Annotated in this window: 3 protein-coding genes and 1 tRNA gene; 3 read left to right on the forward strand and 1 reads right to left on the reverse strand. The window is 46.5% G+C overall.

The features are described from left to right. The first annotated feature begins 292 nt into the window (after positions 1-292). Genes BXU10_RS24795 through BXU10_RS11855 form a run of 3 tightly spaced genes read left to right on the forward strand, consistent with a single transcriptional unit; the run spans position 293 to position 24,611 of the window. Positions 293-21,634 carry an immunoglobulin-like domain-containing protein gene (locus BXU10_RS24795; protein ID WP_123921983.1) on the forward strand — a complete coding sequence of 7,114 codons (21,342 nt, stop codon included), beginning with the start codon at positions 293-295 and terminating at the stop codon, positions 21,632-21,634. A gap of 52 nt (positions 21,635-21,686) precedes the next feature. Next, complete coding sequence (locus tag BXU10_RS11850) at positions 21,687-22,598, forward strand: type IX secretion system membrane protein PorP/SprF (RefSeq protein ID WP_078227493.1); 912 nt, start codon at positions 21,687-21,689, stop codon at positions 22,596-22,598. A gap of 12 nt (positions 22,599-22,610) precedes the next feature. Continuing rightward, positions 22,611-24,611 (forward strand): OmpA family protein, encoded by a 2,001-nt coding sequence (locus BXU10_RS11855; protein ID WP_078227494.1) that lies wholly within the window; start codon positions 22,611-22,613, stop codon positions 24,609-24,611. Between the two features lie 194 nt (positions 24,612-24,805). On the opposite strand, the gene BXU10_RS11860 is transcribed toward BXU10_RS11855, so the two are convergent. Next, a tRNA-Met gene (locus BXU10_RS11860) sits at positions 24,806-24,878 on the reverse strand. Between the last annotated feature and the right edge of the window lie 16 nt (positions 24,879-24,894).

The following is a 24,894-nucleotide window of genomic DNA, read 5'->3' on the forward strand; positions in this document are numbered from 1 at the left end:
CTACATGTTATTTTTAAAAAATGTATTTCGACGTTTATTCAAGTAGATTACCGACTAACATAGTTATTATTTTAAGGTTTATTTAGTTTTGTCTAACTCAAACTACTGATTATTAAACTAAAAACTATTATTGGAACCTATTTTAATTTTATGATGCTTGTATAATTAAGCCTCAATCGCTTTCACAAAATATAATTTGTATGCGAGTAGTGCTTTGTTCTTCTTTTCAAAAAGCTATCCTTTTCTAAAAAATTATTTTGGATTTTAATTCCCTTGCCAAATCTAAACGCTTATGTATAATTTTACTTTCAAAGTGCTTAATTACTTTAAATTGACTTTTTTTAATGTGTTTCTTATTTTTTACAAAAAAAATGCATTGTCTTTTTGTAACGACAGAATAGTAAACATCAATTTGACAGAAAAATTAAAATCAGTTTTAATTTCAAAAACAACCCTAATTGCTATACTATTATGTTTTGTTGTTTCGGCAAAAGCCCAAACAGGTCCTTCGGATGATTTTGACGGAGATGGTATCGTAAATTCCCAGGATTTGGATGATGATAATGATGGAATTTTGGATACTGATGAGTGTAATAATTTAATTTTATCGGGGAGTTTTGAAAATGTTACTACACCGCTTGATGGAAATAATGTAGGTGCAAATATTGCGCCATGGGTTCTGGGTACTGGTAATCAGGCAAATGTAGTTCGGGTTGATGGACCGGGACCCTATACTTATCCAAGTGGATTTGGACCACAGAGTAGTGCAGATCCTGGCTTAGCAAATGTTAATACGTATCAACGATATTTGGATATAGCAAATGGTGCAAATGATTTTTATCAAACTTTTACAATTACAGGAACAGGAAATACAATATTAACTTTTAGTGGTTTTTTCTCTTCAAGAAACAGGGCGTTTGGAGACTCTAATCCGGCTACAGGTGTAGGATCTATAAGAATTGTAGATGGAACCGGAACCGGTGGGACCGTAAGAGCTACAACTGGAAATATTTCAGTTACAAATAATACTAGCTGGACTTTTATTGAAGGCGTAGTGAGTTTGCCTGCAGGTACTTATTCGTATGTTGTGTCAATGGATAATGCCATAAATTTTGATAATGCCAGTTTAACTGGAATGTGTGATACTGATCTTGATACTATTCCAAATAAATTTGATTTAGATTCAGATAACGACGGCTGTTCAGATGCTAACGAGTATTATCATTTAGCTTCTGCAGATGGTAATGATGGAGGTGTTTATGGTGTAGGGACTCCAACGGTTAACACTACAGGGCTTGTAACCGGACCGGTTGCGGCCACTTATTCAGGAAATTATGCAAATGCAACTGTTGGGGGTGGTGTTTCAAGTGTTTTAAATTCTGCAACACCTGCAGATCAATCTGTACTTGCAGGCGGAAATATAACATTTACAACCACTGTTACAACCTCGGGTTCCGGAACAACTGAGCATCAATGGCAAGTGAGTACAAATAATGGTACTACTTGGACTAACATTACTAATGCAGGTGTTTATTCAGGAGCAACAACTGGTACTTTGACTATTACGGCGGCTACTGCGGCAATGAATAGCTATAAATATAGAGATTTAGTTAAACAAAGTAATTTAGCTTGTGGTCCTACTTCCAGAGTGGCTAATTTGTGTGTTTTAACCACACCAACTTTAACTTCGCCAACTCCAATTTGTTCAGGGAGCGATGCCGTTTTCACGATTACAGGTACAGCAGGAAATGTAGTCACTTACACTGGAGCAGTTTCAGGTACAGCAACAATAGGTTCAGGAGGAACTGTAACTGTAACGACATTAGGAGTTTCACCTAATACTACTTTAAATTTAACTAATGTAAGCAATGGAACATGCAGTCTTGCAATATCCGTTACAAGGACTGTGGTTGTAAACAGCACTGCTGGAGCACCTAACAATACCACTACAACAACTGCAATTTGCGAAAATACCACCAAAGCCTTATCCGCTACACCGGCTGGAGGAACGTGGTCAGTATTTTCAGGAGGCGGAAGTATTTCAGGTACAACTTATACCCCGGCAAACGTGACAGCAGATACCTCTGTTACGATCCGTTATACGATTGCTGCCAGCGGATCATGTGCCGCTAGAAGTTCTGATGTAACATTCACTGTCAATGCATTTGCAGGAACAGCCAATAATACTACCACAACAACAGCAATTTGTGAGAATACCACCAAAGCCTTATCAGCAACTCCGGCAGGAGGAAGCTGGTCGGTAGTTTCAGGAGGCGGAAGCATCTCCGGCACAACTTACACCCCGGCAGACGTCGCAGCCAATACCTCAGTAACGCTTCGTTATACAGTTGCCGCCAACGGATCATGCGGGGCTACCACTTCAGATGTTACTTTTACGGTGAATGTATTTGCAGGCACAGCCAATAATACCACTACAACAACAGCAATTTGCGAGAATACGACCAAAGCCTTATCCGCAACACCAGCAGGAGGAAGCTGGTCGGTAGTTTCAGGCGGCGGAAGCATCTCCGGCACAACTTATACCCCGGCAGACGTTGCAGCTGATACTCCGGTAACGGTTCGTTATACAGTTGCCGCCAATGGATCATGCGGGGCTACCACTTCAGATGTTACTTTTACGGTGAATGTATTTGCAGGAGCAGCCAATAATACTACCACAACAACAGCAATTTGTGAGAGTACCACCAAAGCCTTATCCGCAACTCCGGCAGGAGGAAGCTGGTCGGTAGTTTCAGGCGGCGGAAGCATTTCCGGCACAACTTACACCCCGGCAGATGTGGCAGCCGATACTCCGGTAACGGTTCGTTATACGGTTGCAGCCAACGGATCATGCGGGGCTACCACTTCAGATGTAACATTCACTGTCAATGCATTTGCAGGCACAGCCAGCAATACCACTTCAACAACAGCAATTTGTGAAAACACGACCAAAGCCTTGTCTGCAACCCCGGCAGGAGGAAGCTGGTCGGTAGTTTCAGGAGGCGGAAGCATTTCCGGCACAACTTACACCCCGGCAGATGTGGCAGCCGATACTCCGGTAACGGTTCGTTATACGGTTGCAGCCAACGGATCATGCGGGGCTACCACTTCAGATGTAACATTCACTGTCAATGCATTTGCAGGCACAGCCAATAATACCACTACAACAACAGCAATTTGTGAGAATACCACCAAAGCCTTGTCCGCAACACCAGCAGGAGGAAGCTGGTCGGTAGTTTCAGGAGGCGGAAGCATTTCCGGCACAACTTACACCCCTGCAGACGTGGCAGCCGATACTCCGGTAACGGTTCGTTATACGGTTGCAGCCAACGGATCATGCGGGGCTACCACTTCAGATGTTACTTTTACGGTGAATGTATTTACAGGCACAGCCAATAATACCACTACAACAACAGCAATTTGTGAGAATACCAACAAAGCCTTATCCGCAACACCAGCAGGAGGAAGCTGGTCGGTAGTTTCAGGAGGCGGAACCATTTCCGGCACAACTTACACCCCGGCAGACGTTGCAGCTGATACTCCGGTAACGGTTCGTTATACGGTTGCAGCCAACGGATCATGCGGGGCTACCACTTCAGATGTTACTTTTACGGTGAATGTATTTGCAGGCACAGCCAATAATACCACTACAGCAACAGCAATTTGCGAGAATACGACCAAATCCTTATCCGCAACTCCGGCAGGCGGAAGCTGGTCGGTAGTTTCAGGAGGCGGAAGCATTTCCGGCACAACTTACACCCCGGCAGATGTGGCAGCCGATACTCCGGTAACGGTTCGTTATACGGTTGCAGCCAACGGATCATGCGGGGCTACCACTTCAGATGTTACTTTTACGGTGAATGTATTTACAGGCACAGCCAATAATACCACTACAACAACAGCAATTTGTGAGAATACCACCAAAGCCTTATCCGCAACACCAGCAGGAGGAAGCTGGTCGGTAGTTTCAGGAGGCGGAAGCATTTCCGGCACAACTTACACCCCGGCAGATGTGGCAGCCGATACTCCGGTAACGGTTCGTTATACGGTTGCAGCCAACGGATCATGCGGGGCTACCACTTCAGATGTTACTTTTACGGTGAATGTATTTGCAGGAGCAGCCAATAATACTACCACAACAACAGCAATTTGTGAGAGTACCACCAAAGCCTTATCCGCAACTCCGGCAGGCGGAAGCTGGTCGGTAGTTTCAGGAGGCGGAAGCATTTCCGGCACAACTTACACCCCTGCAGACGTGGCAGCCGATACTCCGGTAACGGTTCGTTATACGGTTGCAGCCAACGGATCATGCGGGGCTACCACTTCAGATGTTACTTTTACTGTTAATCCGAATTCTATTGGCGGAAGTATTGCAGGAAGCACGACTGTTTGTACAGTAACTAACAATACAGTACTTACATTATCTGGACATACAGGTAATGTAATTATGTGGGAATCATCATTAGATAATTTTGCTACTGTAACAACAATCGCGAATACTACCAATACATTAACGGCAAATAACTTAACGGCTACTACCTCTTATAGAGCAATAGTTCAAAGTGGTGCATGCACCGCTTTGAATTCAGTGGCAGCTTCGATAACAGTAAGCCAATTTCCTTCTTTTAGTATTTCAAATGCTACTGCACCAGAAGGGACTAATGCTGTGTTTAATATCGATTTGAGTACTACTACTTGTAACGATGTTGAAATCACAATAACGACATCAAATGGTACTGCAGGTGCATTAGATTATACTACTGTCAATACAACTGTGACAATTCCAGCTGGAAGTACAAATGTGACAGTAAATGTTCCAACAACAGTTGATGCAATCAGTGAGCCAAATGAGACTTTCGCTATTGCAGCTACTGTTACTAGTGGAAACACAACCAATTCGACTGCTAATGGAACAGGAACAATTACTGATAGCAATGGTATTCCAACAGTAACACTTAGCGGAACAGCTTCAATAGCCGAGAATGCAGCGGGCACCGCTACGATCACCGCTACACTGAGCACGGCTACGACTACCGCTACAGTGGTAAGCTTAGGCTTTACAGGAACAGCTTCAGCAGGAGATTACGCAGCAAGCACTACTACGATCACCATCCCGGCAGGCCAGTTGACCGGAACGATCACGATTGATCCGACCGATGATGCGCTGTACGAAGGAAATGAAACCGTAATCATCGATATCACGAATGTTACAGGAGCTACGGCAGGCAGTACAACTCAGGCAATCGTTACGATTACCGATGACGAGACCACCCCAACGGTAACCCTTAGCGGAACAGCTTCAATCGCAGAGAACGCAGCGGGCACCGCTACAATCACCGCTACGCTGAGCACGGCTACGACTACCGCTACAGTGGTAAGTTTAGGCTTTACAGGAACAGCTTCAGCAGGAGATTACGCAGCAAGCACTACTACGATCACCATCCCGGCAGGTCAATTGACCGGCACGATCACTATTGATCCGGCCGATGATGCCCTGTACGAAGGAAATGAAACAGTAATTGTCGACATCACAGGAGTAACCGGAGGCAATGGTGCTACAGAAAACGGCGTTCAGCAGGCAACGGTAACGATTACCGATGATGAGACCACCCCAACGGTAACACTGAGCGGAACAGCTTCAATAGCCGAAAACGCAGCAGGTACGACTACAATCACCGCTACGCTGAGCACGGCTACGACTACCGCTACAGTGGTAAGTTTAGGCTTTACAGGAACAGCTTCAGCAGGAGATTACGCAGCAAGCACTACTACGATCACCATCCCGGCAGGCCAGTTGACCGGCACGATCACCATTGATCCGACCGATGATACCCTGTACGAAGGAAACGAAACCGTAATCATCGATATCACGAATGTTACAGGGGCTACGGCGGGCAGTACAACTCAGGCAATCGTTACGATTACCGATGACGAGACCACCCCAACGGTAACCCTTAGCGGAACAGCTTCAATAGCCGAGAACGCATCAGGAACCGCTACAATCACCGCTACGCTGAGCACGGCTACGACTACCGATACGGTAGTAAGCTTAGGCTTTACAGGAACAGCTTCGGCAGGAGATTATACAGCAAGCAATACAACAATCACCATCCCTGCAGGTCAGCTGACCGGTACGATCACCATTGATCCGACCGATGATACCCTTTACGAAGGAAACGAAACCGTAATCATCGATATCACGAATGTTACAGGCGGCAATGGTGCTACAGAAAACGTCGTTCAGCAAGAAACTGTAACGATCACTGATGACGAGACCACCCCAACGGTAATACTTAGCGGAACAGCTTCAATCGCAGAGAACGCAGCAGGAACCGCTACAATCACCGCTACGCTGAGCACGGCTACGACTACCGCTACAGTGGTAAGTTTAGGCTTTACAGGAACAGCTTCAGCAGGAGATTACGCAGCAAGCACTACTACGATCACCATCCCGGCAGGCCAATTGACCGGCACGATCACTATTGATCCAACTGATGATGCGCTGTACGAAGGAAACGAAACAGTAATTGTCGACATCACAGGAGTAACCGGAGGTAATGGTGCTACAGAAAACGGCGTTCAGCAAGAAACTGTAACGATCACTGATGACGAGACCACCCCAACGGTAACACTGAGCGGAACAGCTTCAATAGCTGAAAACGCAGCAGGTACGACTACAATCACCGCTACGCTGAGCACGGCTACGACTACCGCTACAGTGGTAAGTTTAGGCTTTACAGGAACAGCTTCAGCAGGAGATTATGCAGCCAGCAATACTACGATCACCATCCCGGCAGGTCAATTGACCGGCACGATCACTATTGATCCGGCCGATGATGCCCTGTACGAAGGAAATGAAACAGTAATTGTCGACATCACAGGAGTAACCGGAGGCAATGGTGCTACAGAAAACGGCGTTCAGCAGGCAACGGTAACGATTACCGATGATGAGACCACCCCAACGGTAACACTTAGCGGAACAGCTTCAATAGCCGAAAACGCAGCAGGTACGACTACAATCACCGCTACGCTGAGCACGGCTACGACTACCGCTACAGTGGTAAGTTTAGGCTTTACAGGAACAGCTTCAGCAGGAGATTACGCAGCAAGCACTACTACGATCACCATCCCGGCAGGTCAATTGACCGGCACGATCACTATTGATCCGGCCGATGATGCCCTGTACGAAGGAAATGAAACAGTAATTGTCGACATCACAGGAGTAACCGGAGGCAATGGTGCTACAGAAAACGGCGTTCAGCAGGCAACGGTAACGATTACCGATGACGAGACCACCCCAACGGTAACCCTTAGCGGAACAGCTTCAATAGCCGAAAACGCAGCAGGTACGACTACAATCACCGCTACGCTGAGCACGGCTACGACTACCGCTACAGTGGTAAGTTTAGGCTTTACAGGAACAGCTTCAGCAGGAGATTACGCAGCAAGCAATACTACGATCACCATCCCGGCAGGCCAATTGACCGGCACGATCACGATTGATCCGGCCGATGATGCGCCGTACGAAGGAAACGAAACAGTAGTCATCGATATCACGAATGTTACAGGCGGCAATGGCGTTACAGAAAACGGCGTTCAGCAGGCAACGGTAACGATCACCGATGACGAGACCACCCCAACGGTAACACTTAGCGGAACAGCTTCAATCGCAGAGAACGCAGCAGGTACCGCTACAATCACCGCTACACTGAGCACGGCTACGACTACCGATACGGTAGTAAGCTTAGGCTTTACAGGAACAGCTTCGGCAGGAGATTATACAGCAAGCAATACTACGATTACCATCCCGGCAGGCCAATTGACCGGTACGATCACTATTGATCCGGCCGATGATACCCTGTACGAAGGAAATGAAACCGTAATCATCGATATCACGAATGTTACAGGGGCTACGGCGGGCAGTACAACTCAGGCAATCGTTACGATCACTGATGACGAGACCACCCCAACGGTAACACTTAGCGGAACAGCTTCAATAGCCGAGAATGCAGCGGGCACCGCTACGATCACCGCTACACTGAGCACGGCTACGACTACCGCTACAGTGGTAAGCTTAGGCTTTACAGGAACGGCTTCAGCAGGAGACTACGCAGCAAGCACTACTACGATCACCATCCCGGCAGGCCAATTGACCGGCACGATCACTATTGATCCGGCCGATGATACCCTGTACGAAGGAAACGAAACCGTAATCATCGATATCACGAATGTTACAGGGGCTACGGCGGGCAGTACAACTCAGGCAATCGTTACGATCACTGATGACGAGACCACCCCAACGGTAACACTTAGCGGAACAGCTTCAATAGCCGAGAATGCAGCGGGCACCGCTACGATCACCGCTACACTGAGCACGGCTACGACTACCGCTACAGTGGTAAGCTTAGGCTTTACAGGAACGGCTTCAGCAGGAGACTACGCAGCAAGCACTACTACGATCACCATCCCGGCAGGCCAATTGACCGGCACGATCACGATTGATCCGACCGATGATGCGCTGTACGAAGGAAACGAAACCGTAGTCATCGATATCACGAATGTTACAGGCGGCAATGGCGTTACAGAAAACGGCGTTCAGCAGGCAACGGTAACGATCACCGATGACGAGACCACCCCAACGGTAACACTTAGCGGAACAGCTTCAATCGCAGAGAACGCAGCAGGTACCGCTACAATCACCGCTACACTGAGCACGGCTACGACTACCGATACGGTAGTAAGCTTAGGCTTTACAGGAACAGCTTCAGCAGGAGATTACGCAGCCAGCAATACTACCATTACGATTCCGGCAGGCCAATTGACCGGTACGATCACGATTGATCCGACCGATGACGTGCTGTACGAAGGAAATGAAACAGTAGTCATCGATATCACGAATGTTACAGGAGCTACGGCGGGCAGTACAACTCAGGCAATCGTTACGATTACCGATGACGAGACCACCCCAACGGTAACACTTAGCGGAACAGCTTCAATCGCAGAGAACGCAGCAGGTACCGCTACAATCACCGCTACACTGAGCACGGCTACGACTACCGATACGGTAGTAAGCTTAGGCTTTACAGGAACAGCTTCAGCAGGAGATTACGCAGCAAGCAATACTACGATTACCATCCCGGCAGGCCAATTGACCGGAACGATCACTATTGATCCGACCGATGATGCCCTATACGAAGGAAACGAAACAGTAATTGTCGACATCACAGGAGTAACCGGAGGCAATGGCGCTACAGAAAACGGCGTTCAGCAAGAAACTGTAACGATCACTGATGACGAGACCACCCCAACGGTAACACTGAGCGGAACAGCTTCAATAGCCGAAAACGCAGCAGGTACGACTACAATCACCGCTACGCTGAGCACGGCTACGACTACCGCTACAGTGGTAAGTTTAGGCTTTACAGGAACAGCTTCAGCAGGAGATTACGCAGCAAGCAATACTACGATCACCATCCCGGCAGGCCAATTGACCGGAACGATCACTATTGATCCGACCGATGATGCCCTATACGAAGGAAACGAAACAGTAATCATCGATATCACGAATGTTACAGGCGGCAATGGTGCTACAGAAAACGGCGTTCAGCAAGAAACTGTAACGATCACTGATGACGAGACCACCCCAACGGTAACACTTAGCGGAACAGCTTCAATCGCAGAGAACGCAGCAGGAACCGCTACAATCACCGCTACGCTGAGCACGGCTACGACTACCGCTACAGTGGTAAGTTTAGGCTTTACAGGAACAGCTTCAGCAGGAGATTACGCAGCAAGCAATACTACGATCACCATCCCGGCAGGCCAATTGACCGGTACGATCACGATTGATCCGGCTGATGATGCGCTGTACGAAGGAAACGAAACAGTAGTCATCGATATCACGAATGTTACAGGCGGCAATGGCGTTACAGAAAACGGCGTTCAGCAGGCAACGGTAACGATCACCGATGACGAGACCACCCCAACGGTAACACTTAGCGGAACAGCTTCAATCGCAGAGAACGCAGCAGGAACCGCTACAATCACCGCTACGCTGAGCACGGCTACGACTACCGCTACAGTGGTAAGTTTAGGCTTTACAGGAACAGCTTCAGCAGGAGATTACGCAGCAAGCACTACTACGATCACCATCCCGGCAGGCCAGTTGACCGGAACGATCACGATTGATCCGACCGATGATGCGCTGTACGAAGGAAATGAAACCGTAATCATCGATATCACGAATGTTACAGGAGCTACGGCAGGCAGTACAACTCAGGCAATCGTTACGATTACCGATGACGAGACCACCCCAACGGTAACACTTAGCGGAACAGCTTCAATCGCAGAGAACGCATCAGGAACCGCTACAATCACCGCTACGCTGAGCACGGCTACGACTACCGATACAGTGGTAAGTTTAGGCTTTACAGGAACAGCTTCAGCAGGAGATTACGCAGCAAGCACTACTACCATCACCATCCCGGCAGGCCAGTTGACCGGCACGATCACTATTGATCCAACTGATGATGCGCTGTACGAAGGAAACGAAACAGTAATTGTCGACATCACAGGAGTAACCGGAGGTAATGGTGCTACAGAAAACGGCGTTCAGCAAGAAACTGTAACGATCACTGATGACGAGACCACCCCAACGGTAACACTTAGCGGAACAGCTTCAATCGCAGAGAACGCAGCAGGAACCGCTACAATCACCGCTACGCTGAGCACGGCTACGACTACCGCTACAGTGGTAAGTTTAGGCTTTACAGGAACAGCTTCAGCAGGAGATTACGCAGCAAGCAATACTACGATCACCATCCCGGCAGGCCAATTGACCGGTACGATCACGATTGATCCGGCCGATGATGCGCTGTACGAAGGAAACGAAACAGTAGTCATCGATATCACGAATGTTACAGGCGGCAATGGCGTTACAGAAAACGGCGTTCAGCAGGCAACGGTAACGATCACCGATGACGAGACCACCCCAACGGTAACACTTAGCGGAACAGCTTCAATCGCAGAGAACGCAGCAGGTACCGCTACAATCACCGCTACACTGAGCACGGCTACGACTACCGCTACAGTGGTAAGTTTAGGCTTTACAGGAACAGCTTCAGCAGGAGATTACGCAGCAAGCACTACTACGATCACCATCCCGGCAGGCCAGTTGACCGGAACGATCACGATTGATCCGACCGATGATGCGCTGTACGAAGGAAATGAAACCGTAATCATCGATATCACGAATGTTACAGGAGCTACGGCAGGCAGTACAACTCAGGCAATCGTTACGATTACCGATGACGAGACCACCCCAACGGTAACCCTTAGCGGAACAGCTTCAATCGCAGAGAACGCAGCGGGCACCGCTACAATCACCGCTACGCTGAGCACGGCTACGACTACCGCTACAGTGGTAAGTTTAGGCTTTACAGGAACAGCTTCAGCAGGAGATTACGCAGCAAGCACTACTACGATCACCATCCCGGCAGGCCAGTTGACCGGTACGATCACGATTGATCCAACTGATGATGCGCTGTACGAAGGAAATGAAACCGTAATCATCGATATCACGAATGTTACAGGAGCTACGGCGGGCAGTACAACTCAGGCAATCGTTACGATTACCGATGACGAGACCACCCCAACGGTAACACTTAGCGGAACAGCTTCAATAGCCGAGAACGCATCAGGAACCGCTACAATCACCGCTACGCTGAGCACGGCTACGACTACCGATACAGTGGTAAGTTTAGGCTTTACAGGAACAGCTTCAGCAGGAGATTACGCAGCAAGCACTACTACCATCACCATCCCGGCAGGCCAGTTGACCGGCACGATCACTATTGATCCAACTGATGATGCGCTGTACGAAGGAAACGAAACAGTAATTGTCGACATCACAGGAGTAACCGGAGGTAATGGTGCTACAGAAAACGGCGTTCAGCAGGCAATCATTACGATTACCGATGACGAGACCACCCCAACGGTAACACTTAGCGGAACAGCTTCAATAGCCGAGAACGCATCAGGAACCGCTACAATCACCGCTACGCTGAGCACGGCTACGACTACCGATACAGTGGTAAGTTTAGGCTTTACAGGAACAGCTTCAGCAGGAGATTACGCAGCAAGCACTACTACCATCACCATCCCGGCAGGCCAGTTGACCGGCACGATCACTATTGATCCAACTGATGATGCGCTGTACGAAGGAAACGAAACAGTAATTGTCGACATCACAGGAGTAACCGGAGGTAATGGTGCTACAGAAAACGGCGTTCAGCAGGCAATCATTACGATTACCGATGACGAGACCACCCCAACGGTAACACTGAGCGGAACAGCTTCAATAGCCGAAAACGCAGCAGGTACGACTACAATCACCGCTACGCTGAGCACGGCTACGACTACCGCTACAGTGGTAAGTTTAGGCTTTACAGGAACAGCTTCAGCAGGAGATTACGCAGCAAGCAATACTACGATCACCATCCCGGCAGGCCAATTGACCGGAACGATCACTATTGATCCGACCGATGATGCCCTATACGAAGGAAACGAAACAGTAATCATCGATATCACGAATGTTACAGGCGGCAATGGTGCTACAGAAAACGGCGTTCAGCAAGAAACTGTAACGATCACTGATGACGAGACCACCCCAACGGTAACACTTAGCGGAACAGCTTCAATCGCAGAGAACGCAGCAGGAACCGCTACAATCACCGCTACGCTGAGCACGGCTACGACTACCGCTACAGTGGTAAGTTTAGGCTTTACAGGAACAGCTTCAGCAGGAGATTACGCAGCAAGCAATACTACGATCACCATCCCGGCAGGCCAATTGACCGGTACGATCACTATTGATCCGGCCGATGATGCGCTGTACGAAGGAAACGAAACAGTAGTCATCGATATCACGAATGTTACAGGCGGCAATGGCGTTACAGAAAACGGCGTTCAGCAGGCAACGGTAACGATCACCGATGACGAGACCACCCCAACGGTAACACTTAGCGGAACAGCTTCAATCGCAGAGAACGCAGCAGGTACCGCTACAATCACCGCTACACTGAGCACGGCTACGACTACCGATACGGTAGTAAGCTTAGGCTTTACAGGAACAGCTTCAGCAGGAGATTACGCAGCCAGCAATACTACCATTACGATTCCGGCAGGCCAATTGACCGGTACGATCACGATTGATCCGACCGATGACGTGCTGTACGAAGGAAATGAAACAGTAGTCATCGATATCACGAATGTTACAGGAGCTACGGCGGGCAGTACAACTCAGGCAATCGTTACGATTACCGATGACGAGACCACCCCAACGGTAACACTGAGCGGAACAGCTTCAATCGCAGAGAACGCAGCAGGTACCGCTACAATCACCGCTACACTGAGCACGGCTACGACTACCGATACGGTAGTAAGCTTAGGCTTTACAGGAACAGCTTCAGCAGGAGATTACGCAGCAAGCAATACTACGATTACCATCCCGGCAGGCCAATTGACCGGAACGATCACTATTGATCCGACCGATGATGCCCTATACGAAGGAAACGAAACAGTAATTGTCGACATCACAGGAGTAACCGGAGGCAATGGCGCTACAGAAAACGGCGTTCAGCAAGAAACTGTAACGATCACTGATGACGAGACCACCCCAACGGTAACACTGAGCGGAACAGCTTCAATCGCAGAGAACGCAGCAGGTACCGCTACAATCACCGCTACGCTGAGCACGGCTACGACTACCGATACGGTAGTAAGCTTAGGCTTTACAGGAACAGCTTCGGCAGGAGACTACGCAGCCAGCAATACTACCATTACGATTCCTGCAGGCCAATTGACCGGCACGATCTCCATTGATCCGACCGATGATACCCTGTACGAAGGAAATGAAACAGTAATTGTCGACATCACAGGAGTAACCGGAGGCAATGGTGCTACAGAAAACGGCGTTCAGCAGGCAACGGTAACGATTACCGATGATGAGACCACCCCAACGGTAACACTGAGCGGAACAGCTTCAATAGCCGAAAACGCAGCAGGAACCGCTACAATCACCGCTACGCTGAGCACGGCTACGACTACCGCTACAGTGGTAAGTTTAGGCTTTACAGGAACAGCTTCAGCAGGAGATTACGCAGCAAGCACTACTACGATCACCATCCCGGCAGGCCAGTTGACCGGCACGATCACCATTGATCCGACCGATGATACCCTGTACGAAGGAAACGAAACCGTAATCATCGATATCACGAATGTTACAGGGGCTACGGCGGGCAGTACAACTCAGGCAATCGTTACGATTACCGATGACGAGACCACCCCAACGGTAACACTTAGCGGAACAGCTTCAATAGCCGAGAACGCATCAGGAACCGCTACAATCACCGCTACGCTGAGCACGGCTACGACTACCGATACGGTAGTAAGCTTAGGCTTTACAGGAACAGCTTCGGCAGGAGATTATACAGCAAGCAATACAACAATCACCATCCCTGCAGGTCAGCTGACCGGTACGATCACCATTGATCCGACCGATGATACCCTTTACGAAGGAAACGAAACAGTAATTGTCGACATCACAGGAGTAACCGGAGGCAATGGCGCTACAGAAAACGGCGTTCAGCAAGAAACTGTAACGATCACTGATGACGAGACCACCCCAACGGTAACACTGAGCGGAACAGCTTCAATCGCAGAGAACGCAGCAGGTACCGCTACAATCACCGCTACGCTGAGCACGGCTACGACTACCGATACGGTAGTAAGCTTAGGCTTTACAGGAACAGCTTCGGCAGGAGACTACGCAGCCAGCAATACTACCATTACGATTCCTGCAGGCCAATTGACCGGCACGATCTCTATTGATCCGACCGATGATACCCTGTACGAAGGAAATGAAACAGTAATTGTCGACATCACAGGAGTAACCGGAGGCAATGGTGCTACAGAAAACGGCGTTCAGCAGGCAACGGTAACGATTACCGATGATGAGACCACCCCAACGGTAACACTGAGCGGAACAGCTTCAATAGCCGAAAACGCAGCAGGAACCGCTACAATCACCGCTACGCTGAGCACGGCTACGACTACCGCTACAGTGGTAAGTTTAGGCTTTACAGGAACAGCTTCAGCAGGAGATTACGCAGCAAGCACTACTACGATCACCATCCCGGCAGGCCAGTTGACCGGCACGATCACCATTGATCCGACCGATGATACCCTGTACGAAGGAAACGAAACCGTAATCATCGATATCACGAATGTTACAGGGGCTACGGCGGGCAGTACAACTCAGGCAATCGTTACGATTACCGATGACGAGACCACCCCAACGGTAACACTTAGCGGAACAGCTTCAATAGCCGAGAACGCATCAGGAACCGCTACAATCACCGCTACGCTGAGCACGGCTACGACTACCGATACGGTAGTAAGCTTAGGCTTTACAGGAACAGCTTCGGCAGGAGATTATACAGCAAGCAATACAACAATCACCATCCCTGCAGGTCAGCTGACCGGTACGATCACTATTGATCCGGCCGATGATGCGCTGTACGAAGGAAACGAAACAGTAGTCATCGATATCACGAATGTTACAGGCGGCAATGGCGTTACAGAAAACGGCGTTCAGCAGGCAACGGTAACGATCACCGATGACGAGACCACCCCAACGGTAACACTTAGCGGAACAGCTTCAATCGCAGAGAACGCAGCAGGTACCGCTACAATCACCGCTACACTGAGCACGGCTACGACTACCGATACGGTAGTAAGCTTAGGCTTTACAGGAACAGCTTCAGCAGGAGATTACGCAGCCAGCAATACTACCATTACGATTCCGGCAGGCCAATTGACCGGCACGATCACGATTGATCCGACCGATGACGTGCTGTACGAAGGAAATGAAACAGTAGTCATCGATATCACGAATGTTACAGGCGGCAATGGTGCTACAGAAAACGGCGTTCAGCAAGAAACTGTAACGATCACTGATGACGAGACCACCCCAACGGTAACACTTAGCGGAACAGCTTCAATCGCAGAGAACGCAGCAGGAACCGCTACAATCACCGCTACGCTGAGCACGGCTACGACTACCGCTACAGTGGTAAGTTTAGGCTTTACAGGAACAGCTTCAGCAGGAGATTACGCAGCAAGCACTACTACGATCACCATCCCGGCAGGCCAGTTGACCGGAACGATCACGATTGATCCGACCGATGATGCGCTGTACGAAGGAAATGAAACCGTAATCATCGATATCACGAATGTTACAGGAGCTACGGCAGGCAGTACAACTCAGGCAATCGTTACGATTACCGATGACGAGACCACCCCAACAGTAACACTGAGCGGAACAGCCTCAATCGCAGAGAATGCATCAGGTACCGCTACAATCACCGCTACGCTGAGCACGGCTACGACTATCGATACGGTAGTAAGTTTAGGTTTTACAGGAACAGCTTCGGCAGGAGATTATACAGCAAGCACTACTACCATCACCATCCCTGCAGGCCAATTGACCGGTACGATCACGATTGATCCGACCGATGATGCCCTATACGAAGGAAACGAAACAGTAATTGTCGACATCACAGGAGTAACCGGAGGCAATGGTGCTACAGAAAACGGCGTTCAGCAGGCAACGGTAACGATCACCGATGACGAGACCACCCCAACGGTAACACTTAGCGGAACAGCTTCAATCGCAGAGAACGCAGCAGGAACCGCTACAATCACCGCTACGCTGAGCACGGCTACGACTATCGATACGGTAGTAAGTTTAGGTTTTACAGGAACAGCTTCAGCAGGAGATTACGCAGCCAGCACTACAACAATCACCATCCCTGCAGGCCAGTTGACCGGCACGATCACTATTGATCCGACCGATGATGCGCTGTACGAAGGAAATGAAACCGTAATCATCGATATCACGAATGTTACAGGAGCTACGGCAGGCAGTACGACTCAGGCAATCATTACGATTACCGATGACGAGACCACCCCAACAGTAACACTGACCGGAACAGCCTCAATAGCCGAGAATGCATCAGGAACCGCTACAATCACCGCTACGCTGAGCACGGCTACGACTACCGATACGGTAGTAAGCTTAGGCTTTACAGGAACAGCTTCAGCAGGAGATTACGCAGCAAGCACTACTACCATTACGATTCCTGCAGGCCAGTTGACCGGAACGATCACTATTGATCCGGCCGATGATACCCTGTACGAAGGAAATGAAACCGTAATCATCGATATCACGAATGTTACAGGAGCTACGCCGGGCAGTACAACTCAGGCAACGGTAACGATCACCGATGACGAGACCACCCCAACGGTAACACTTAGCGGAACAGCTTCAATCGCAGAGAACGCAGCAGGTACCGCTACAATCACCGCTACACTGAGCACGGCTACGACTACCGCTACAGTGGTAAGTTTAGGCTTTACAGGAACAGCTTCAGCAGGAGATTACGCAGCAAGCACTACTACGATCACCATCCCGGCAGGCCAGTTGACCGGAACGATCACGATTGATCCGACCGATGATGCGCTGTACGAAGGAAATGAAACCGTAATCATCGATATCACGAATGTTACAGGAGCTACGGCAGGCAGTACAACTCAGGCAATCGTTACGATTACCGATGACGAGACCACCCCAACGGTAACCCTTAGCGGAACAGCTTCAATCGCAGAGAACGCAGCAGGAACCGCTACAATCACCGCTACGCTGAGCACGGCTACGACTACCGCTACAGTGGTAAGTTTAGGCTTTACAGGAACAGCTTCAGCAGGAGATTACGCAGCAAGCACTACTACGATCACCATCCCGGCAGGCCAGTTGACCGGCACGATCACGATTGATCCGACCGATGACGCCCTATACGAAGGAAACGAAACCGTAATCATCGATATCACGAATGTTACAGGGGCTACGGCGGGCAGTACAACTCAGGCAATCGTTACGATCACTGATGACGAGACCACCCCAACGGTAACCCTTAGCGGAACAGTTTCAATCGCAGAGAATGCAGCGGGCACCGCTACAATCACCGCTACGCTGAGCACGGCTACGACTACCGATACGGTAGTAAGCTTAGGCTTTACAGGAACAGCTTCAGCAGGAGATTACGCAGCAAGCACTACTACGATCACCATCCCGGCAGGCCAGTTGACCGGCACGATCACCATTGATCCGACCGATGATGCCCTATACGAAGGAAACGAAACCGTAATCATCGATATCACGAATGTTACAGGGGCTACGGCGGGCAGTACAACTCAGGCAATCGTTACGATCACTGATGACGAGACCACCCCAACGGTAACACTTAGCGGAACAGCTTCAATCGCAGAGAATGCAGCGGGCACCGCTACAATCACCGCTACGCTGAGCACGGCTACGACTACCGATACGGTAGTAAGCTTAGGCTTTACAGGAACAGCTTCAGCAGGAGATTACGCAGCAAGCACTACTACGATCACCATCCCGGCAGGCCAATTGACCGGTACGATCACTATTGATCCGGCCGATGATACCCTGTACGAAGGAAATGAAACCGTAATCATCGATATCACGAATGTTACAGGGGCTACGGCGGGCAGTACAACTCAGGCAATCGTTACGATCACTGATGACGAGACCACCCCAACGGTAACACTTAGCGGAACAGCCTCAATCGCAGAGAATGCAGCGGGCACCGCTACAATCACCGCTACGCTGAGCACGGCTACGACTACCGATACGGTAGTAAGCTTAGGCTTTACAGGAACAGCTTCAGCAGGAGATTACGCAGCAAGCACTACTACGATCACCATCCCGGCAGGCCAATTGACCGGTACGATCACTATTGATCCGGCCGATGATGCCCTGTACGAAGGAAATGAAACCGTAATTGTCGACATCACAGGAGTAACCGGAGGCAATGGTGCTACAGAAAACGGCGTTCAGCAGGCAACGGTAACGATTACCGATGATGAGACCACCCCAACGGTAACACTGAGCGGAACAGCTTCAATAGCCGAAAACGCAGCAGGTACGACTACAATCACCGCTACGCTGAGCACGGCTACGACTACCGCTACAGTGGTAAGTTTAGGCTTTACAGGAACAGCTTCAGCAGGAGATTACGCAGCAAGCACTACTACGATCACCATCCCGGCAGGCCAACTGACCGGAACGATCACGATTGATCCGACCGATGATGCCCTATACGAAGGAAACGAAACAGTAATTGTCGACATCACAGGAGTAACCGGAGGCAATGGTGCTACAGAAAACGGCGTTCAGCAGGCAACGGTAACGATCACCGATGATGAGACCACCCCAACGGTAACCCTTAGCGGAACAGCTTCAATCGCAGAGAATGCAGCGGGCACCGCTACAATCACCGCTACGCTGAGCACGGCTACGACTACCGATACGGTAGTAAGCTTAGGCTTTACAGGAACGGCTTCAGCAGGAGATTATGCAGCCAGCACTACTACGATCACCATCCCGGCAGGTCAATTGACCGGCACGATCACTATTGATCCGACCGATGATGCCCTATACGAAGGAAATGAAACAGTAATTGTCGACATCACAGGAGTAACCGGAGGCAATGGTGCTACAGAAAACGGCGTTCAGCAGGCAACGGTAACGATTACCGATGACGAGACCACCCCAACGGTAACCCTTAGCGGAACAGCTTCAATCGCAGAGAATGCAGCGGGCACCGCTACAATCACCGCTACGCTGAGCACGGCTACGACTACCGATACGGTAGTAAGCTTAGGCTTTACAGGAACGGCTTCAGCAGGAGATTATGCAGCCAGCACTACTACGATAACCATCCCGGCAGGTCAATTGACCGGCACGATCACTATTGATCCGGCCGATGATGCCCTGTACGAAGGAAATGAAACCGTAATCATCGATATCACGAATGTTACAGGAGCTACAGAAAACGGCGTTCAGCAGGCAACGGTAACGATCACTGATGATGAGACCACCCCAACAGTAAGTATCTCTACTCCTACGACTGTAGAAGGTACGAATGCAGTATTTACGGTAAGTTTGGATGTGCCGAGTTCAGTAGATACAGTAATTAATGTTGTCACTACAAACGGTACAGCTGGTTCTCTTGATTACACATCTGTGAATACAACAGTAATTATTCCTGCAGGTAGCACAAGTGCAACGGTAAGTATTCCAATATTGAGCGATGCCATTCATGAGCCTAGTGAGACATTTACTTTAACAGGAACGATAACTAGTGGCACTACAAGCAATATAACAGTAAGTGGAACAGGAACTATTACCGATAGTAATGGGGTTCCAACACTGAGTATTTCAAATCTAACGGTAAGTGAGGGCAGCCCAGCAGTATTCACAGTTAGTCTTAGCGGAGTAAGTTCAGTAGATACAGTAATTAATGTTATCACTGCAAACGGTACAGCTGGGTCCCTTGATTATACATTAATAAGCACTACGGTAACTATTCCGGCAGGAAGTACTAGTGTAACGGTAAGTGTCCCTATTCTAATTGATGCTATTAATGAAGCACCTGAAACTTTTAGCCTAACAGGTACTATAACAGCTGGATCGACTGCCAATACAACTGCGATAGGTACGGCTACCATTAGCGATACGAGTATTGTTTTAATTGCAAATGATGATGAAGCTTCACCGGATGGAATAAATGGTTCATTAGAATTTATAAATGTTCTGGATAATGATTTAAGAAATGGATTGAAAATAGATCCTTCTGATGTTAATATTCAACAGAAAACAACCTTTACATATTTTGAATTTAATTCAGATGGTACGGTAAATATATTGCCAAATACTCCAGGAGGTACTTATGAAGTAGTCTATGAGATTTGCGAAAAAGCTGGTTCAAATAATTGTACTACTGCTGTATTAAAAGTTTTTGTTGAAGCTCCGTCGATTGCAATTATTAAAACAGCAACATTTAATGATGAGGATAATAGCGGATATGCAAATGCAGGTGAAACGATTACCTATAACTTTAAGATTACAAATACAGGAAATGTTCCATTGTCCGGAATAAAAGTTACAGATAATTTGCCAGGAATTGTATTATCAGGACAGCCAATTAGTTTACAAATTGGTGAATCAGATGAGCATACATTTACAGCGACATATTCTATTTCGCAAAGTGACATCAATAATGGAAGTGTAACAAATCAGGCTTCTGTAACAGGTCAAAGTCCATTAGGTGCTATTGTTGAAGATAAATCAGATGATAAAAATAATGCTGATGATAATCCAACAGTATCAAATATAGAAGGTTGTGTTATTAAAGTATTTAACGCTGTTTCTCCTAATAATGATAATTTGAATGATGAACTTAATATTAGAGGCATTGAATGTTATCCTGACAACACTATTGAGATTTATAATCGTTGGGGTGTCCTGGTATTTTCAAGAGACCGTTATGATAATAGTAACGGGAATTTCAAAGGAATTTCAGAAGGAAGAACAACAATTAAACAATCAGAGAAATTACCTGTAGGAACCTATTTTTATATTTTAAAATATAAAGATAGTAATGCGAAGCAGCATGAATCAGCAGGATATTTATATCTAAGCAATTAATAAAGAAATGACTTACTGTATTTGTAGTAAGTCATTTGATAAAAATGATAAAATGAAAAAATTAGTTTTAGTTTTTATGTTTTTTTCTGCTTTGAGTTTTGCTCAGCAAGATTCACAGTATACACAATATATGTACAATACGATCAATGTAAATCCTGCTTATGCTGGTTCGCGTGGTGTCTTGAGTATTTTTGGATTGCATCGTTCCCAATGGGTTGGACTTGATGGTGCACCGACCACTAATACACTATCTGTGAATACACCCTTAAATCGTGAAAGTTTAGGATTAGGAGTCTCTATTGTAAATGACAGAATCGGACCAACGAATGAAACTACTGTTTCTACCGATTTGTCTTATACAATTCCTACTTCAGATACTTTTAAACTTTCATTTGGAATTAAAGCCACGGCTAATTTATTTAATCTTGATGTGAACAAATTAGATGCAAAAGATCAGGGAGATCCTCAATTTCAAAATATGGACGGGAAATTTTCTCCAAACATAGGAGCGGGGATTTACTGGCATTCTGATAAAGCTTATTTAGGTTTCTCTGTCCCTAATTTTATCGAAACCAATCGTTATAATAATGATGATGTCGCTATTTTTAAAGAAAAGATAAATTACTATTTTATAGCGGGCTATGTGTTTAATTTGGATGATTTGGAATATATCAAATTTAAACCAGCATTATTGACCAAACTGGTTCAGGGAGCGCCATTACAAGTAGATGTTTCCGGAAATTTTATGTTTAACGATAAATTTGTTGTAGGAGTTGGATATCGCTGGAGTGCTTCATTAAGTGCGATGGCAGGTTTTCAGGTTACAGAAGGGTTATATATTGGGTATGGATACGACCATGAAACTACAAGGTTGCAAAAATTTAATTCAGGTTCACACGAGGTTTTCCTTCGATTTGATTTGTTTAACAGTTACAGAAGTATTACTTCACCAAGATTCTTCTAATATTCAATTGCTATGAAAATTAAAAAAATAAGTTATACAGCTTTGTTCTTTATGATGGTTTTGACAGCAATTGGACAAAAAAATGAAACGGCTGATGCTGATAAAAAATACGATAGATACCAGTTTGTAGATGCTATTGAGGTATATGAAAAAGCTGCAGAAAAAGGATATAAAGATGAAAAGATATTTCAGCGATTAGGCAATGCCTATTATTTTAATGCAGAATTGACTAAAGCTGTAAAATGGTACGATCAGCTTTTTGATTTGAATGCAGAACAAGAACCTGAATATCTTTATCGCTATGCCCAATGTCTTAAGGCAGCAGGGAATTATAAAAAAGCAGACGAAATATTAACCGAGTTCAATAAAAAGATAAACACTGATAAACGCGGAATATTATTTGATATTAATAAAAATTATTTAGAAGAGATAAAAGCCAATTCGAACCGTTTTGAAATTGCTGATGCCGGAATAAATTCAGCTTTATCAGATTATGGCACTACGATTCTAAATGATAAATTAGTTTTTGCTTCGGCTCGTGATACAGGTGGAGTTGCAAAAAAAACGTTCAAATGGACGAATAAATCTTTTACAAATTTATATTCAGCAGCTTTAATGCCTGACGGAAGTGTTGGTACTCCAGAGCGTTTTCAAAAGAATATTAACTCAAAGTTTAATGAATCGACACCTGTTTTTACTCAGGATGGGAAAACAATGTATTTTACCAGAAATAATTATTTAGATGGTAAAAGACGAAATGACGAAAAGAAAGTAACACTCTTAAAACTTTATAAAGCAACGTTAATTGAGGATCAATGGCAGAATATTACAGAACTTCCTTTTAATAGTGACCAATATAGTGTAGCGCATGCTGCTTTAAGCCCGGATGAAAAAACATTGTATTTTGCATCAGATATGCCTGGAACGTTTGGGCAGTCGGACTTGTTTAAAGTAAGTATAAATGAAGACGGAACATTTGGGAAGCCTGAAAATTTAGGAAGTGAAATAAATACAGAAGGAAGAGAAACTTTTCCTTTTATTTCAGGAGATAACGAATTGTATTTTGCCACTGACGGAAGACCGGGTTTAGGTGGTCTTGATATATTTGTTTCCAAAATAAATTCAGATTCGAGCTTTGAAGAAGTTCAAAATGTTGGAAAGCCGGTAAACAGTAAACAAGATGATTTTGCTTTTGTAATTAATAGTAAAAGCAGAAGTGGCTTCTTTACGTCAAATAGAGAAAATGGGAATGGTTTAGATGATATTTATCGATTCACTGAAACCAAAAGACTGGTCTGCGAACAAGATTTGGCAGGGACTGTTACTGATGCTGAAACAAACGAAATATTGGCCAATGCATCTCTTATGTTATTCGACGAAAATTCCAATTTTGTAGAAACAGTTTCTTCAGATGAAAAAGGCAATTACAGGTTTCCTAAAGTGAATTGTGGTAAAAAATATTCGATAAGAATTTCAAAAAATGGTTACGAAACAAAGACTGTTTCAGTAACAATCAATAAAAGAACAGGAAATACTACTTTAAAGATTTTGTTGGAAAAAGTATTTGTACCAATTGTAGCGAAACAAATTGAAACAAAAAAAATACCTGTTACGCTAATAAAACCGGAAGCTGTAAAAGAAGGAATAGATTTAGCAAAATTACTGCATTTGCCAATGAACTTTTTTGATTTAGGTAAGGCGACAATCAAAAAAGTATCAGAGCCTCAATTGAAGAAACTTGTTGATGTTTTAAATCAATATCCAACCATGAAACTTGATATTCGTTCGCATACAGATAGCCGTCAGTCAGCCTTAAATAATCAGATTTTATCTGAAAAAAGAGCACAATCAACAAAAAACTGGCTGTTAAAAAAAGGAATTGATGCCAGTAGATTAACAGCAAAAGGATACGGAGAAACCCAATTAGTAAATAAATGTGCTGATGGGGTAAAATGTACAGAAAAACAACATCAGTTAAACAGACGTAGCGAATTCATCATTATTAGTATGTAGTTAAGAGATATAAATTATACCTAGAGTATTTAGGAAATATTGATTTAGTTATTAATAATTATTATTAAAAAAGTAGCCTGCGAAGGCTGCTTTTCTTTTTATTATAAGCTGGCGGATGTAGAGTTAATAAACTTGTTAGAATGGGGGATATAAAAAAGGGACAAAGAAGAAAATTTCTTCTTTGTCCCAAGTAGTAGCGGGAACAGGACTCGAACCTGTGACCTTCGGGTTATGAGCCCGACGAGCTGCCTACTGCTCTATCCCGCGATGTTTCGGGTGCAAA

The sequence above is a fragment of the Flavobacterium sp. LM4 genome, assembly GCF_002017935.1.
Lineage (GTDB): Bacteria > Bacteroidota > Bacteroidia > Flavobacteriales > Flavobacteriaceae > Flavobacterium > Flavobacterium chungangense.